This window comes from Pseudomonas sp. PVC-3-1, from assembly GCF_057444315.1.
This window is the reverse complement of sequence record NZ_CM172023.1, coordinates 5,344,658-5,357,324: the sequence shown is the minus strand read 5'-3', so window position 1 is coordinate 5,357,324 and position 12,667 is coordinate 5,344,658. Positions and strand designations below refer to the sequence as shown.

Genomic DNA, 12,667 nt, shown 5'->3' with positions numbered 1-12,667 from the left:
TGATACGCACGCGTAGCTCAATCCGCCCAATGCCACGCGGGCGCATCGAACATGCCCTGGTCGCGGATGCGCGTCTGGCCCAGTTCCTTGTCCAGGTGCAGACCATTGCACTCGGGGTATTCCTCCAGCGTGGCGATCAGCCGGCTGGCGTGGGACACGACCCAGACCTGGGTGTGCTTAGAGGCCGCGATGATCAGGCGTCCCAGGGCCGGCAGCAGGTCCGGGTGCAGGCTGGTTTCCGGTTCGTTGAGGACCATCAACGACGGCGGGCGCGGGGTGAGCAGGGCGGCGACCAACAGCAGGTAGCGCAGGGTGCCGTCAGAGAGTTCTGCCGCGCTCAGCGGGCGCAGCAGGCCGTATTGCTTGAGCGCTACGGCGAAGCGTCCGCCGGGTTGGCAGTCGATCTGCAGCTCGGCGCCGGGGAAGGCGTCGCTGATAGCGGTTTCCAGTGCACGGGCGTCGCCGATTTCGCGGATGGTCTGCAGCGCGGCGGCGAGGTCGCGACCATCGTGGTGCAGCACCGGCGTGCGGGTGCCCAGTTGCGGCTGGCGCGCAGGGGCGTCGGCGTCGGTGCGGAAGTGGTCGTAGAAACGCCAGCCTCTAATCTGCTCGCGCAGCAGCAGGGCTTCGGGGCAGTCCGAGCCGCTGCCGATCTGCGTGAACAGACTGTCGAAGGTCGGAATGTGCTGCTCCAGTACCTGCCAACTGCGGCCTTCGCGGGCACGCAGCATCGGCCCATTGCGTTCCACCAACTGTGAGGCGGGGCGATACCAGGGGCCGGCCCAGATGCTTTCGTGCTTGATCTCCGGGTCCAGGCCGAAGGCGCTGATCACCGGCGGTGGTGGCAGGCCGAGGGCGATGGCGTAGCCGAAGTCTTCACCGGCAAAACCCAGGCGCAGACGCTTCACTTTGTTGCGCGGGCCGCCCTGGACCTCGACTTCGCCCGTGCGCATGCGCCTCGAATGGCTTTCCGGCCCGGCCCAGAAGGTGGATTCCAGCCCGCCCTCGCGGGCCAGTGCATTCACCACGCCGCCTTGTGCCGTCTCGGCGAGCAGGCGCAGGGCGCGATAGAGGTTGGATTTGCCGCTGCCGTTGGCGCCGGTGATCAGGTTCAGCCGGCCCAGCGGCAGCACCAGCGAGTTGATCGAGCGGTAGTTGGCAACGGCCAGGGTGTGCAGCATGCGGGCGGTCCGGTTCAGGCAATCGCCCGCATGCTAGCAGAAGGGCCTTTCCAGTCAGGGGATCAGGGAGCGCGGCGCCAGTTCAGCACCAGTTGGGTCAGCAGGCCGGCCACCAGTCCCCAGAAGGCCGAGCCGACGGAGAACAGGGTGAAGCCCGAGGCGGTGACCAGGAAGGTGACCATCGCCGCTTCACGCTGGCGGGCGTCGGCCATGGCGTTGGTCAGGCCGTTGGTGATCGAGCCGAGCAGGGCCAGGGCGGCGATGGACAGCACCAGCGCCTTGGGCAGCGCGGCGAACAGGGCCGCCAGGGTGGCGCCGAAGATGCCGGCGATGCCATAGAACAGCCCGCACCAGAGCGCCGCGGTGTAGCGCTTGTGCGGGTTTTCGTGGGCTTCCGGGCCGGTGCAGATGGCCGCGCTGATTGCAGCGAGGTTGATGCCGTGGGAGCCGAAGGGCGCCAGCAGCAGCGAGGCGATGCCGGTGGTGGAGATCAGTGGCGAGGCAGGCACCTGGTAGCCGTCGGCGCGCAACACGGCGAGGCCAGGCATGTTCTGCGAGGCCATGGCGACGATGAACAGCGGAATGCCGATGCTGATGGTGGCGGCCAGCGAGAAGCTCGGCGTGGTCCACACGGGGCGGGCGATTTCCAGCTGGAAGTGGCTGAAGTTGAGCAGGCCGAGGAAGCCGGCCAGCGCGACGCCCACCAGCAAGGCGGCGAACACCGCGTAGCGCGGCGACAGGCGCTTGGCGATCAGGTAGCTGACGAACATCGCCACCACCAGCGCCGTCTGCTGCTGCGCGGCGTTGCAGATCTCGATGCAGATGCGGAACAGCACGCCGGCCAGCAGCGCCGAGGCGAGCGAGCCGGGCACCTGGCGCATCAGGCGGTCGAAGCTGCCGGTGACGCCGCAGATGGTGATCAGCGCGGCGCACACGATGAATGCGCCGATCGCTTCACCGTAAGGTACGCCGGGCAGGCTGCTGATCAGCAGCGCGGCGCCGGGGGTGGACCAGGCGATGACGATGGGCGTGCGGTAGCGCAGGGTCAGGCCGATGGTGGTCAGGGCCATGCCGATGGACAGCGCCCAGATCCACGAGGAAATCTGCGCGGTGGAGAGTCCCGCCGCCTGGCCGGCCTGGAACATCAGCACCAGCGAGCTGGTGTAGCCGGTGAGCATGGCGACGAACCCGGCGACAATGGCGGCGGGGGATGAGTCGGCCAGCGGGCGCAGGCGCGTGGTGGCGGGTGTGGTGTCAGTCATGCACGAACTTCCATCAGGTGCGGGTCAGCAGGGGGTAGAGCGAGGCGACCAGCAGCGCCGCCATGCCGAAGTTGAACAGGCGCAAACGCAGCGGGTCTTCCAGCCAGCGCCGCAGCAGGCTGCCCAGTATGGTCCAGACGCCCACGCTGGGCAGGTTGACCACGGCGAACAGGGTGGCGATCAGCACCACGTTACCGATCCAGCTGTTGGCTGGCAGGTAGGTGGCGATGGCGCCGACAGCCATCACCCAGGCCTTGGGATTGACCCACTGGAACGCAGCGGCCTGGAGGAAGGTCATCGGTCTGGCGGCGTTCTCGCCTTTCGCGTCGGGCGCGCCGGAACGCGCGATCTTCCATGCAAGATACAGAAGGTACGCGCCGCCGGCGTAGCGCAGCGCCGTGTAGCTGGCCGGGAAGCGTTCGAACAGCTGGTGCAGGCCCAGGCCCACGGCGACCACCAGCAGCAGGAAGCCGATGCTGATGCCAAGCATGTGCGGAATGGTGCGGCGTACACCGAAGTTCACGCCCGAGGCCAGCAGCATCATGTTGTTGGGGCCGGGCGTGATGGAGGTGACGAAGGCGAACAGCACGAAGGCGCCGAGGAGTTCGATGGGCATGGCGGAGTACCGGTCTTGTTCTGGGAGCTACTTTTTCTGAAGCCTTGTGTTGGAGGTCCCTTTTCCCTGAAGTGAGAGGGAACTGTATGGCACAGGTTGAAACAAAAGTGTCGGCCGGTACGGACAGCTCCCTCTCCCTTCAGGGAGAGGGCGGGGGAGAGGGCTCGCCCCCACGCGGGATCTCAATTGGAACCAGACTAATCCCGCCACCGCGAAGCTGTCCCATAACAGCCAGCGGCCGAGTGGCCCGTACAGTGCCAGCGGCAGTGGCGTGGGCGCGGGTGCGCCGGTATGGTGCGGGAAAGCCGTACAACTGATGGAAGATCGCCACCATGGAAGAGAATCCCTACGCCGCGCCCAGGGTCGAGCTGGTGGATCAGAGCGCTCCGGGGGCTTTCCTTGCCGGGCGCTGGAACCCCGGCCACCTGCGTCTGCTTGGCTGGCTGAGCCTGGCGCTGCTGCTGTGCAACCTCGCGCTGTTCACCCTGTCCTTCGCCGCCGCGCTGCATGAGTCGAGTACCTGGCAAGGCTACGAACTCTGGGTCGGCGTGCTCAGTACAGTGCTGGGTTGCTTCCTGCTGTGGCGCACCCGCAGCTTTCTCGAGGATCGCTTCAATGCCCGCGGGTTGGCCTGGCCGGTTGGGCTGTCGATTGCTGTCGCGTTGGTGATGCAGGTCTACAGCGTGGTTTTCGACGAGCAGCTCAGCGGCGAGCTCAATGCTGCGCTGATGGGCTTCATGGGGCTGTTCGTACCTACGGGCATCGTGACCTTGTGGTATGGCATCCGCCTGCTGAAGATCGAGTTGCCGTACCCGTCGGTGAAGGTCATGGGCTGGCTGGAGGTCAGCTCTGGCGTATGCCTGCTCAGCGTGCTGCTGTTCCTGCCCGGCACCGCGCTGGCCATGGCCAGCCTGCTGCCGCTGGCGCTGATGTTCATGCGTGCCGCCCGCGAGCTGGAGGGCGCCGCCCGCTAGTCGTCCTGCGAGCGGGCGATGGCCTGGTTCACCGCCAGCCAGCCTTTCACCGCTTCTTCCCCGGCCTCGCCAAAGGCGCGTTGCAGCAGGCGCTCCTGCTCGCGGCGCAGGGCCTTTTCCAGCTTGCCGCCTTCGGCTGTCAGCGCCAGCAGGCGCCGGCGCTTGTCGTTGTCGCAGGCTTCGCTGCGAATCAGGTCGCGCTCGAGCAACTGGCGCAGCGGCACGTTCAGCGCCTGCTTGGTCACGCCCAGGGCGGCCAGCAGCTGGCTGACGCTCAGCCCCGGGTTGCGCGCGATGAAGAACAGGATGCGGTGGTGCACCCGGCTGAGCCCGCGACGGGCGAGCATCTCGTCGGGTTTTGCGGTGAAGGCGCGGTAGCTGTAGAAGAAGGCCTGGATCGCTTCGAGCTGCAGGTTGTTTTTTGTTAGGTCAGGCATATTGACGTATCCATCTCGGGCGTCGTAGCTTCGGTCAAGCAGTTTGACTCATTCTTCCGTGCTCCCGCTACCGGTGACCCCCATGGCCTTCTCCGAACGCATCGCCCGACTGAAAAGCTCTCTGATCCGTGAAATCCTCGCCGCGGCGCAGCGCCCGGAGGTGATGTCCTTCGCCGGTGGCCTGCCCGCCGAGCCGATGCTGCCGAAGGTGAACTGGGATGCCATGCCGGTGAGCATGGGGCAGTACGGCATGAGCGAAGGGGAGCCGGCGCTGCGCGAAGCCATCGCCGCCGAGGCACGCGCGCTGGGCGTGCCCTGTGAGGCGAGCCAGGTGCTGATCGTCAGCGGCTCGCAGCAGACGCTGGACCTGGCCAGCAAGCTGTTCATCGACCCAGGCACCGAGGTGCTGCTCGAAGCGCCGACCTACCTCGCCGCGCTGCAGGCCTTCCAGCTGTTCGGCGCTAACTGCCTGACCGTGCCATTGGGCGCCGAAGGCCCGGACGTTGCCGCGCTGCGTCAGCGCCTGGAAACCAGCAAACCAGCCTTCGCCTACCTGATCCCGACGTTCCAGAATCCGTCCGGCGTGCGTTACAGCGAACAGCGTCGCGATGAAGTGGCCGCCGTGCTCGACGAGTTTGGCGTGACCCTGATCGAGGATGAGCCCTACCGCGAGCTGGTGTTCGACGAGGGGGCTGCGACCCCGCTGGTCAGCCGTCTGAAGCAGTCGAGCTGGATCTACACCGGCACGGTGTCGAAGACGCTGCTGCCGGGGCTGCGCGTGGGCTTCCTGATCGCCACACCGGACCTGTTCCCGCACCTGCTGCGCCTGAAGCAGTCCGCCGACCTGCACACCAACCGCGTCGGCCAGTGGCAGGCGCTGCAATGGTTCGGCACCGAGGCCTATCGCGGCCACCTGGCCGAGCTGCGTGATTTCTACCGGATTCGCCGCGACGCCATGCAGAAGCAACTGGAAGAGCATTTCGGCGAACTGGCCGAATGGCACGTGCCCCAGGGTGGGCTGTTCTTCTGGCTGAAGCTCAAGCAGCCGCTGGACACTCGCACGCTGCTGGATGCGGCGTTGGCGCAGAATGTGGCCTTCATGCCGGGTGAGCCTTTCTTCACGCAGCCGGATGCCAATCCCGGCTATTTGCGGCTTAACTTCAGCCACGTGGCGCCGGAACGTGCCGGCGAAGGTTTGCGTCGCCTGGCCGCGGTAATCCGCGACGGCCAGGCCCAGTGAGGAGATGAGCATGTACACCGTTTACGGCGATCGACTGTCCGGCAACTGCTACAAGGTCAAGCTGGCCCTGCACCTGCTCGGCCTGCCTTATCAGTGGCGCGAGGTCGATATCCTCAAGGGCGAGACACAGACCGCCGAGTTCCTGGCGATGAACCCCAACGGCAAGGTGCCGGTGCTGCAGCTCGAAGACGGCACCTGTCTGTGGGAATCCAACGCCATCCTTAACTTCCTCGCCGATGGCAGCGATCTGTTGCCCAGCGAACCGCGCCTGCGCACCCAGGTGCTGCAGTGGCAGTTCTTCGAGCAGTACAGCCATGAGCCCTATGTGGCAGTGGCGCGCTTCATCGAGTTCTATCTTGGCCTGCCCGAGGAACGCCGCGAGGAGTACGCTCGCTGCCACAAGGGCGGCTACAAGGCGCTGAAGGTGATGGAAAAGCAGCTGGAGCAGACGCCCTATCTGGTGGGGGACCGTTACTCCATTGCCGATATCACCCTGTACGCCTACACCCACGTGGCCCACCAGGGCGGCTTCGACCTGTCGAACTTCCCGGCGATCAACGCCTGGCTGGCGCGGGTAGCCGACCACCCGCGGCATGTGGCGATGCAGGATTGATCGCCACGCCCGGCCATCGAAACGCCGCTTCCCAGGAAGCGGCGTTTTTCGTTGTGTGCCGAGCATTTTTGTAGGAGCGAGCTTGCTCGCGAACGGAATGTCCGGCCGCTAGGTGGTTCGCGAGCAAGCTCGCTCCTACAGGTCGATCCGAACTTCTGTGTGAAACAGGCGTTTTGCCATCAGACAAATCCGAAAAAACCGCTCTAAACCGCTGATTCCGGTGCTTTGGGGTTGACCGGCATCATGGCGGCGTTTTGTCGCCCTCCCTAATCTGGACGTGCTGCCATGCGGGATGTACCGATGTGGCCGGGCGCGAGCGGCAGGCAGTGTCGTTGTCCGGCATGGGGAGGGGGAAAGATGGCCTATCTGGTCTGGCAGGCGGATCTCGATACCGGGATCGGAGTGATCGACGCACAGCACAAGCGCATCGTCGAAATGATCAACCAACTGCACGAGGCCCAGGCCCATCACGACCGAGCGATGCTCGGCGGCGTGATCGAGGAACTGGTCGACTACACCATCTCGCACTTCGCCTTCGAGGAAACCCTGCTGGAGGACTCCGGCTACCAGTTCACCCGTGCGCACAAGAAGGTCCATGAACTCTTCATCAAGCGCGTTTCCGACTACCGCACGCGCTTCGAGGCCGGCGAGGACGTCGCCGAGGAACTCAAGGGCCTGCTCGGCCGCTGGCTGTTCAACCATATCCGCAACGACGACGCCAATTACGTGGACGCGGTGAAGGCGACCATGCACGAGCTGACTCGCGACCAGGGCCACGGCGGCTGGCTTTCGCGTTCGATGAAGCGATTCTTCGGCTGAATCGCCGCATGTTTGGGCAGTGAATGCCGACGCGAATCGCCCCTGGCTGGCTATGCTCTGTGCACAACTACAAGCAATGCCACGGGGGTATTTGCGTATGAAGACGCTGTTGAAGTCACTGTTGCTGCTTTCTTTCCTGTCGTCCTTTTCCTTGTTCGCCGCGCAGGCGAACACTACCTCGCAGACGGACGACCAGCGCGCCAAGGCGCTGCTGTCCAAGGCGGTGGCCGCCTACAAGCAGGAGGGCGACAAGGCCTTTGCCGCCTTCAGCCGCCAGGGCGAATTCGTCGATGGCGACCTCTACGTGTTCGTGGTGGACAGCAAGGGCACCATGCTCGCCAGCGGCGGGCCGTCGGTGGTGCTGATCGACCGCGACGTGACCTCTACCCTCGATCCCTCGCTCCAGGAGCAGTTCGCCAAGGCATTGAAGTCGCCGGAGACCGGCAAGGTGCAGCAGGCCGACTACCGCTGGAAGAACTGGGCAGACGGCAAGGTGGAGCGCAAGCACGTCTATTACCAGCGCGTCGGCGAGCGTTTCCTGGCGGTGGGCTACTACATCCCGCGGGCCTCGGCGCAGCAGGCGGCGGCGATGCTGGACAAGGCGGTGAAGGCCGTGGAAGCCGATCCGGAAGGAACCTTCAAGAAGATCACTGCACGGGACAAGGCCTTCATCGAAGATGACCTCTACGTCTTCGTGGTCGACCTGGATACCTCGAAATTCGTCGCCCATGGCTTCAACACCCGCATGGTTGGCACCGACTTCGACTCGCTCAAGGACCCGGGCGGCAACCCCATCGGCCACGCCATGCTGGAGCTGGTTAAGGCCAAGGGCGAAGCCGAGTTCGAGTACCAGTGGCGCAACCCGGTGACCAGCAAGGTGGAAAACAAGCACGCCTTCCTGCGCAAGACCGGCCACTATCTGGTGGCGGTGGGTTACTACACCCGCTGAACCACGGATGCCAGGCACAAAAAAACCGGCCCTCGGGCCGGTTTTTTCATGGCGGCGGGTCGCGATCAGCGGATCAGGCTGAGGAACTCGCTGCGGGTGGCGGCGTTCTCGCGGAACTCGCCGAGCATCACCGAGGTGACCATCGAGGAATTCTGCTTCTCCACGCCGCGCATCATCATGCACATGTGCTTGGCCTCGATCACCACGGCCACGCCCAGCGCACCGGTGACCTGCTGTACGGCCTCGGCGATCTGCCGCGACATGTTTTCCTGGATCTGCAGGCGGCGGGCGTACATGTCGACGATGCGCGCGACCTTGGACAGGCCCAGCACCTTGCCGTTGGGGATGTAGGCGACGTGGGCCTTGCCGATGAAGGGCAGCAGATGGTGCTCGCACAGCGAGTAGAGCTCGATGTCCTTGACCAGCACCATTTCGCTGTTGTCGGAGCTGAACAGGGCGCCGTTGACGATCTCCTCCAGCGTCTGCTGGTAGCCGCGGCAAAGGTACTGCATGGCCTTGGCGGCACGCTTGGGCGTATCGACCAGACCTTCGCGGGTGACGTCCTCACCGAGCTGGCTGAGGATCGCGGAGTAGTTTTGTTCCAGGGACATGATCTACCTGTGGCAATGACAAAAATAAAAACCGTGGCGCAGGGTAGGGCGCTCAGCCTTGGCTGGCAAGGCCCGCGCGCCGGTTGGCGCGTTATGGCAGGTGGTTTGTCGCCAGGCGCTGCGCCCAGCCGTCGGCCCATTGCGCCAGCGGCAGGCAGTGTAGCGCCAGCTCCTGGCCCTGCTCGGAAAGCTGGTAACCGTCCGCGCCGTTTTCTACCAGCTGCGCCTCACGCAGTTCGCCCAGACGGGTGTTGAGCACCGAGGGCGAGAGACCTTCGCAACGTGCCTGCAGCTCGCGGAAGCTCGCCGGCCCCTGGTGCAGCTCCCAGAGCACACGCAGGCTCCAGCGGCGGCCGAGGAGGTCGAGTAGCGCCATGATCGGCCGGCCGCTGTCGGAGCCACGTACGGGGTGGCCGGGGAGGGGAAGCGTCATCGATTCTCCTTGCTACTTTTTCAGTAGCGGTCTAGTTTGAGTGCTACTTAATTGATAGCAGCCGGAGGCGCATCATGACACAGCCGCGTATCGAGCCGTTGCAACCGCCGTTTGCCGAAGACATGCAGGCCGCCTTCACACGGATCATGCCGCCGGGCGTGGAGCCGCTGAAGCTGTTCCGTACGATGGCGCATAACCCGCGGGTGCTGCATCGCTTCTTCGCTGGGGGGTTGCTGGATCGCGGCAGTATCGCCCTGGAGGAACGCGAGCTGCTGATACTGCGCACCACCGCGCGCTGCGGCGCGGAATACGAGTGGGGCGTGCACGTGGCGTTCTATACCGGCAAAACCGGCTTCAGCGACGAGCAGTTGGTCGACACCTGCCGCGCGACACCGAACGCTGCATTGTGGAGCCCTGCGCAGCAGGCTCTGCTGGCGCTGGCGGACAGCCTGCACGACAGCTCGACCGTGAACGACAAGTTGTGGGCGCAACTGAACATGTACTTCAGTGCTGACCAGTTGATCGAGTGCCTGATGGTGGTGGGGTTCTACCACTCGGTGTCGTTCGTGGTGAACGGCCTGAAGGTAGAGCGGGAAAGCTACGGTGCGCGTTTCCCGGCCTGATTACTCGTCGCGGCCTTCGAGCATGTTGCGCCGCAGCATCACGTAGATGGCACCAGTACCGCCGTGGCGCGGCAGGCAGGAGGCGAAGCCGAGCACCTGCGGGTGCTGGCGCAGCCAGGTGTTCACGTGGCTCTTCACCATCGGGCTGCGGCCGTCGATGCGCGCGGCCTTGCCGTGCGTGACGCGGACGCAGCGGATCTCGAATCGGGTGGCTTCGGCAATGAAGTCCCAGAGGGTTTCGCGGGCGGTTTCGATCTTCATGCCGTGCAGGTCGAGGCTGCCCTCGAAGGCGATCTGGCCGGCCTTGAGCTTGCGGATCTGGCCTTCCTGGACGCCGTCGCGGGCCCAGTAGAGTTCGTCTTCGGGGCCGACGTCGATGACGAACTGGTCGGACAGGCCGTCCACCCGGATGTTCTCGGTGCGCACCGTCGCGTTCTGCCGCAGCTCCTTGAGTTGCTTGCGGTCGGCCTTGGGTTTGCCGGTGTCGGCCTGGTCCACGGTGATGCGCTTGACGCCGCGCATTTCGCGGGCGAATTGGGAAAAGTCGTCGTCTTGCATGCGCACCTCCTCGAAGAGCCGCGCAGTCTAACGGATCGTGTCGGTCCTACGGAAATCGGCCACGCCGCTTGCCGGCGATCAGTTTCGGCGTTTCATCAGCCGTGGCGACAGGCTCAGGCCTTCGCGACCGCGGGCACGGCGGCGGGCAGCGCGCCAGAAGGTGACGCCCAGCCACAGGCAGAACAGGCCGATCACCAGTAGCACGGCACCGGCGCCCGGTTCGATGTGCAGCACACCCACCGCGGGCTGGCGGCGGAGCAGGGCGGCGACGCCGGCCATGGCGGACAGGATGCCGAAGGTGGCGATCACCGCGGCGATCGCGGCGGCGAAGCGCCAGCGCCAGCGGCCCGGACGTTTCGGGCGCAGGCTGGGTGGATCGAATTTCTCGGTCATCTTCATCCCGACTTCCTCATCTGTTGAACGAGGCTATGACCGGTGGGGATGGGTGGGGTTCCAACCCCAGGGTCGGGAAGCGCGGCGAACCCGCTGGGTGAGCGGGCTCGCGTGCTTTCGCGCCTAAGCTGAGCCTAACCCCGGGCGCTTGTCGCTGCCGCCCGTCGGGATGAGTGGCGTCAGACCAACGCCTGGGCCTGTGCGACCACGGCGGCGAAGTTGTCGCCCAGGGCGGCGATCTCCGCGCGATGCAGGTCGCGGGCGGCGAGTACGCCACCTTCGGGAGTGGGGATGTCGCGGGTGGCGCAGGCCGCATCCACAAGGGTGCAGCGGTAGCCGTAGTCCTTGGCGGCGCGGACGGTGGTGCTGATGCTGGAGTGGGTCATGAACCCGCAGACGATCAGGTCCAGACGGCCGCTGGCCTGCAGGCGATCATGCAGGTCGGTGCCGGCGAAGGCGTTGGGCAGGCGCTTGTCCACCACCACCTCGCCCGGCAACGGGGCCAGCTCCGGCAGGAAGCGGCCGCGCGGGCCCTGCGGGTCGAGCAGGCCGCCGACCACGCCCAGGTGGTGCACGTGGACGATCGGAGTGCCCATGTTCCGGGCCGCCTCCAGCAGCAGGCGAATCTGCGCCACCGCGGCGTCCAGGTCGGGCAGCGCCAGCACGCCGCTGCGGTACTCCTCCTGGGCGTCGATGATCAACAGAGTGCTCTGGCGCAGGGTGGCCGGCGGATAACCGCGCCCACTGATCTGCAGCATGCTGAGCGGATGGGACATGTCACGACTCCTGTAAATGCATGTTCACTCATTGTGGGCCGTAACGCGTCCGCTGTGAATCTTTGCGAACTCGCGCCAAAGTGGTATTGGCATTCTTCGTCGGAACTGCCTGAAGGCGCCCCAGGACCCCCGCGTTCCGCTAGAATGCGCCCCTTTTTGCGAGCTGCGAGGAATGCCGCCGTGACCGAATCCCGTTTGCTGACCCTGCGTGACCATATCCGCTGGGCTGTCAGCCGCTTCCACGCCGAGGAACTGTTCTTTGGCCACGGTACCGACAACGCCTGGGACGAAGCCCGCCAGCTTGTACTGGGAGGACTGCATCTGCCCTGGGAAATGGCCGATGCCTACCTGGATTGCCGCCTCGAGGACGAGGAGCGCGAATACCTGATGCACCTGCTGCGCCGGCGTATCGAGGAGCGCGTGCCGACCGCTTATCTGCTGGGTGAGGCCTGGTTCTGCGGCATGCCCTTCGTGGTGGACGAGCGCGTACTGGTGCCGCGCTCGCCGATTGCCGAGCTGATCGAGCGCCGCTTCGAGCCCTGGCTGGCGCACGATCCTGAACGCATCCTGGACTTGTGCACCGGCTCGGGCTGCATCGGTATCGCCTGCGCCAGCGCTTTCCCGGAGTCCGAGGTGGTGCTGGGCGACCTGTCGTTCGATGCCCTGGAAGTGGCCAACATCAACATTGAGCGCCACGAGCTGGGCGAGCGCGTCTACACCGTGCAGGGCGATGGCTTCGAAGGCTTGCCGGGGCAGCGTTTCGACCTGATCGTGTCGAACCCGCCCTATGTTGACGCCGAAGACTTCGCCGACATGCCTGCCGAGTACCACCACGAGCCGGAACTGGGCCTGGCCTGCGGCAACGACGGCCTGGACCTGGTGCGGCGCATGCTGGCCGAGGCTGCGGATCACCTGACCGAGCGCGGCACGCTGGTGGTGGAAGTGGGCAATAGCCAGGTGCACGTGGCGGCGCTGTACCCGGAAGTGGACTTCACCTGGCTTGACTTCGAATACGGCGGCCACGGCGTGTTCCTGCTCTCGGCGCAGCAGTGCCGCGAGCATCAGGAGCTGTTCAAGGCGCGTGTGAAGGCCTGATCCACTCCAAGGGTGGGCTGAGTCTGTAGGAGCGAGCTTGCTCGCGAACGGATTTACCGGTTGGTGCGGCGCTTGCTTGGTTCGCGA

Annotated in this window: 16 protein-coding genes; 7 read left to right on the top strand and 9 right to left on the bottom strand. The window is 65.4% G+C overall.

Going from position 1 to position 12,667, the window contains the following annotated elements; all coding sequences use genetic code 11:
• Positions 1-17: 17 nt before the first annotated feature.
• The 3 genes from AC2T4A_RS24555 to AC2T4A_RS24545 all read right to left on the bottom strand — a co-directional run bounded on the left by AC2T4A_RS24555 (position 18) and on the right by AC2T4A_RS24545 (position 3,059).
• Positions 18-1,181 (bottom strand): AAA family ATPase, encoded by a 1,164-nt coding sequence (locus AC2T4A_RS24555; RefSeq protein ID WP_486742022.1) that lies wholly within the window; start codon positions 1,179-1,181, stop codon positions 18-20.
• A gap of 62 nt (positions 1,182-1,243) precedes the next feature.
• Positions 1,244-2,443 (bottom strand): benzoate/H(+) symporter BenE family transporter, encoded by a 1,200-nt coding sequence (locus AC2T4A_RS24550; protein WP_416746503.1) that lies wholly within the window; start codon positions 2,441-2,443, stop codon positions 1,244-1,246.
• 13 nt (positions 2,444-2,456) lie between these two features.
• Positions 2,457-3,059 (bottom strand): LysE family translocator, encoded by a 603-nt coding sequence (locus AC2T4A_RS24545; protein ID WP_486742021.1) that lies wholly within the window; start codon positions 3,057-3,059, stop codon positions 2,457-2,459.
• Positions 3,060-3,391: 332 nt separating this feature from the next.
• On the opposite strand from AC2T4A_RS24545, the gene AC2T4A_RS24540 reads away from it, so the two are divergent.
• A complete protein-coding gene (locus AC2T4A_RS24540; protein WP_486742020.1) occupies positions 3,392-4,033 on the top strand; it encodes a hypothetical protein in 642 nt (213 codons plus the stop codon).
• Here the strand turns inward: AC2T4A_RS24540 and AC2T4A_RS24535 are convergent.
• A complete protein-coding gene (locus AC2T4A_RS24535; protein WP_416746509.1) occupies positions 4,030-4,470 on the bottom strand; it encodes a MarR family winged helix-turn-helix transcriptional regulator in 441 nt (146 codons plus the stop codon). The two genes, AC2T4A_RS24540 and AC2T4A_RS24535, sit on opposite strands and share 4 nt — an antisense overlap.
• Before the next feature lie 82 nt (positions 4,471-4,552).
• Here AC2T4A_RS24535 and AC2T4A_RS24530 point away from each other — a divergent pair, with 82 nt between their 5' ends.
• From AC2T4A_RS24530 to AC2T4A_RS24515, 4 genes are all read left to right on the top strand, one after another.
• Complete coding sequence (locus AC2T4A_RS24530; protein ID WP_486742019.1) at positions 4,553-5,710, top strand: aminotransferase-like domain-containing protein; 1,158 nt, start codon at positions 4,553-4,555, stop codon at positions 5,708-5,710.
• A 10-nt stretch (positions 5,711-5,720) separates the two neighbouring features.
• Positions 5,721-6,323 carry a glutathione S-transferase family protein gene (locus tag AC2T4A_RS24525; protein WP_416746513.1) on the top strand — a complete coding sequence of 201 codons (603 nt, stop codon included), beginning with the start codon at positions 5,721-5,723 and terminating at the stop codon, positions 6,321-6,323.
• A 357-nt stretch (positions 6,324-6,680) separates the two neighbouring features.
• Positions 6,681-7,142, top strand: coding sequence for a bacteriohemerythrin (locus AC2T4A_RS24520; RefSeq protein WP_045208678.1), 462 nt, complete (start codon positions 6,681-6,683; stop codon positions 7,140-7,142).
• A 97-nt stretch (positions 7,143-7,239) separates the two neighbouring features.
• Complete coding sequence (locus AC2T4A_RS24515; protein WP_486742018.1) at positions 7,240-8,091, top strand: cache domain-containing protein; 852 nt, start codon at positions 7,240-7,242, stop codon at positions 8,089-8,091.
• A 65-nt stretch (positions 8,092-8,156) separates the two neighbouring features.
• Here the strand turns inward: AC2T4A_RS24515 and folE are convergent, their stop codons facing one another.
• On the bottom strand, positions 8,157-8,702 hold the full coding sequence (gene folE, locus AC2T4A_RS24510) for a GTP cyclohydrolase I FolE (RefSeq protein WP_024765420.1): 546 nt from the start codon (positions 8,700-8,702) through the stop codon (positions 8,157-8,159).
• A gap of 91 nt (positions 8,703-8,793) precedes the next feature.
• Positions 8,794-9,135, bottom strand: coding sequence for a winged helix-turn-helix transcriptional regulator (locus AC2T4A_RS24505; RefSeq protein ID WP_486742017.1), 342 nt, complete (start codon positions 9,133-9,135; stop codon positions 8,794-8,796).
• Positions 9,136-9,209: 74 nt separating this feature from the next.
• Here AC2T4A_RS24505 and AC2T4A_RS24500 point away from each other — a divergent pair, with 74 nt between their 5' ends.
• Positions 9,210-9,758 (top strand): carboxymuconolactone decarboxylase family protein, encoded by a 549-nt coding sequence (locus AC2T4A_RS24500; RefSeq protein WP_486742016.1) that lies wholly within the window; start codon positions 9,210-9,212, stop codon positions 9,756-9,758.
• Here AC2T4A_RS24500 and AC2T4A_RS24495 read toward each other — a convergent pair whose 3' ends face one another.
• The 3 genes from AC2T4A_RS24495 to AC2T4A_RS24485 all read right to left on the bottom strand — a co-directional run bounded on the left by AC2T4A_RS24495 (position 9,759) and on the right by AC2T4A_RS24485 (position 11,485).
• The gene (locus tag AC2T4A_RS24495) at positions 9,759-10,316 is read right to left on the bottom strand and encodes a Smr/MutS family protein (protein WP_478379008.1); all 558 of its coding nucleotides are present in this window, start codon (positions 10,314-10,316) and stop codon (positions 9,759-9,761) included.
• A gap of 78 nt (positions 10,317-10,394) precedes the next feature.
• Positions 10,395-10,715 (bottom strand): hypothetical protein, encoded by a 321-nt coding sequence (locus tag AC2T4A_RS24490; RefSeq protein WP_416746521.1) that lies wholly within the window; start codon positions 10,713-10,715, stop codon positions 10,395-10,397.
• Between the two features lie 173 nt (positions 10,716-10,888).
• Positions 10,889-11,485, bottom strand: coding sequence for a cysteine hydrolase family protein (locus AC2T4A_RS24485; protein ID WP_138525178.1), 597 nt, complete (start codon positions 11,483-11,485; stop codon positions 10,889-10,891).
• 180 nt (positions 11,486-11,665) lie between these two features.
• On the opposite strand from AC2T4A_RS24485, the gene prmB reads away from it, so the two are divergent.
• On the top strand, positions 11,666-12,580 hold the full coding sequence (gene prmB, locus AC2T4A_RS24480; RefSeq protein ID WP_486742015.1) for a 50S ribosomal protein L3 N(5)-glutamine methyltransferase: 915 nt from the start codon (positions 11,666-11,668) through the stop codon (positions 12,578-12,580).
• The last annotated feature ends 87 nt before the right edge of the window (positions 12,581-12,667 follow it).

Excerpts from the sequence above, each read along its gene's own strand:
- AC2T4A_RS24495 (WP_478379008.1), bottom strand. The coding sequence starts at position 10,316 with ATGCAAGACGACGACTTTTCCCAATTCGCCCGCGAAATGCGCGGCGTC.
- AC2T4A_RS24490 (WP_416746521.1), bottom strand. The coding sequence starts at position 10,715 with ATGAAGATGACCGAGAAATTCGATCCACCCAGCCTGCGCCCGAAACGT.
- AC2T4A_RS24525 (WP_416746513.1), top strand. The coding sequence starts at position 5,721 with ATGTACACCGTTTACGGCGATCGACTGTCCGGCAACTGCTACAAGGTC.
- folE (WP_024765420.1), bottom strand. The coding sequence starts at position 8,702 with ATGTCCCTGGAACAAAACTACTCCGCGATCCTCAGCCAGCTCGGTGAG.
- AC2T4A_RS24500 (WP_486742016.1), top strand. The coding sequence starts at position 9,210 with ATGACACAGCCGCGTATCGAGCCGTTGCAACCGCCGTTTGCCGAAGAC.
- AC2T4A_RS24520 (WP_045208678.1), top strand. The coding sequence starts at position 6,681 with ATGGCCTATCTGGTCTGGCAGGCGGATCTCGATACCGGGATCGGAGTG.
- AC2T4A_RS24515 (WP_486742018.1), top strand. The coding sequence starts at position 7,240 with ATGAAGACGCTGTTGAAGTCACTGTTGCTGCTTTCTTTCCTGTCGTCC.
- AC2T4A_RS24535 (WP_416746509.1), bottom strand. The coding sequence starts at position 4,470 with ATGCCTGACCTAACAAAAAACAACCTGCAGCTCGAAGCGATCCAGGCC.
- AC2T4A_RS24505 (WP_486742017.1), bottom strand. The coding sequence starts at position 9,135 with ATGACGCTTCCCCTCCCCGGCCACCCCGTACGTGGCTCCGACAGCGGC.
- AC2T4A_RS24545 (WP_486742021.1), bottom strand. The coding sequence starts at position 3,059 with ATGCCCATCGAACTCCTCGGCGCCTTCGTGCTGTTCGCCTTCGTCACC.
- AC2T4A_RS24550 (WP_416746503.1), bottom strand. The coding sequence starts at position 2,443 with ATGACTGACACCACACCCGCCACCACGCGCCTGCGCCCGCTGGCCGAC.
- AC2T4A_RS24555 (WP_486742022.1), bottom strand. The coding sequence starts at position 1,181 with ATGCTGCACACCCTGGCCGTTGCCAACTACCGCTCGATCAACTCGCTG.
- AC2T4A_RS24530 (WP_486742019.1), top strand. The coding sequence starts at position 4,553 with ATGGCCTTCTCCGAACGCATCGCCCGACTGAAAAGCTCTCTGATCCGT.
- AC2T4A_RS24540 (WP_486742020.1), top strand. The coding sequence starts at position 3,392 with ATGGAAGAGAATCCCTACGCCGCGCCCAGGGTCGAGCTGGTGGATCAG.
- AC2T4A_RS24485 (WP_138525178.1), bottom strand. The coding sequence starts at position 11,485 with ATGTCCCATCCGCTCAGCATGCTGCAGATCAGTGGGCGCGGTTATCCG.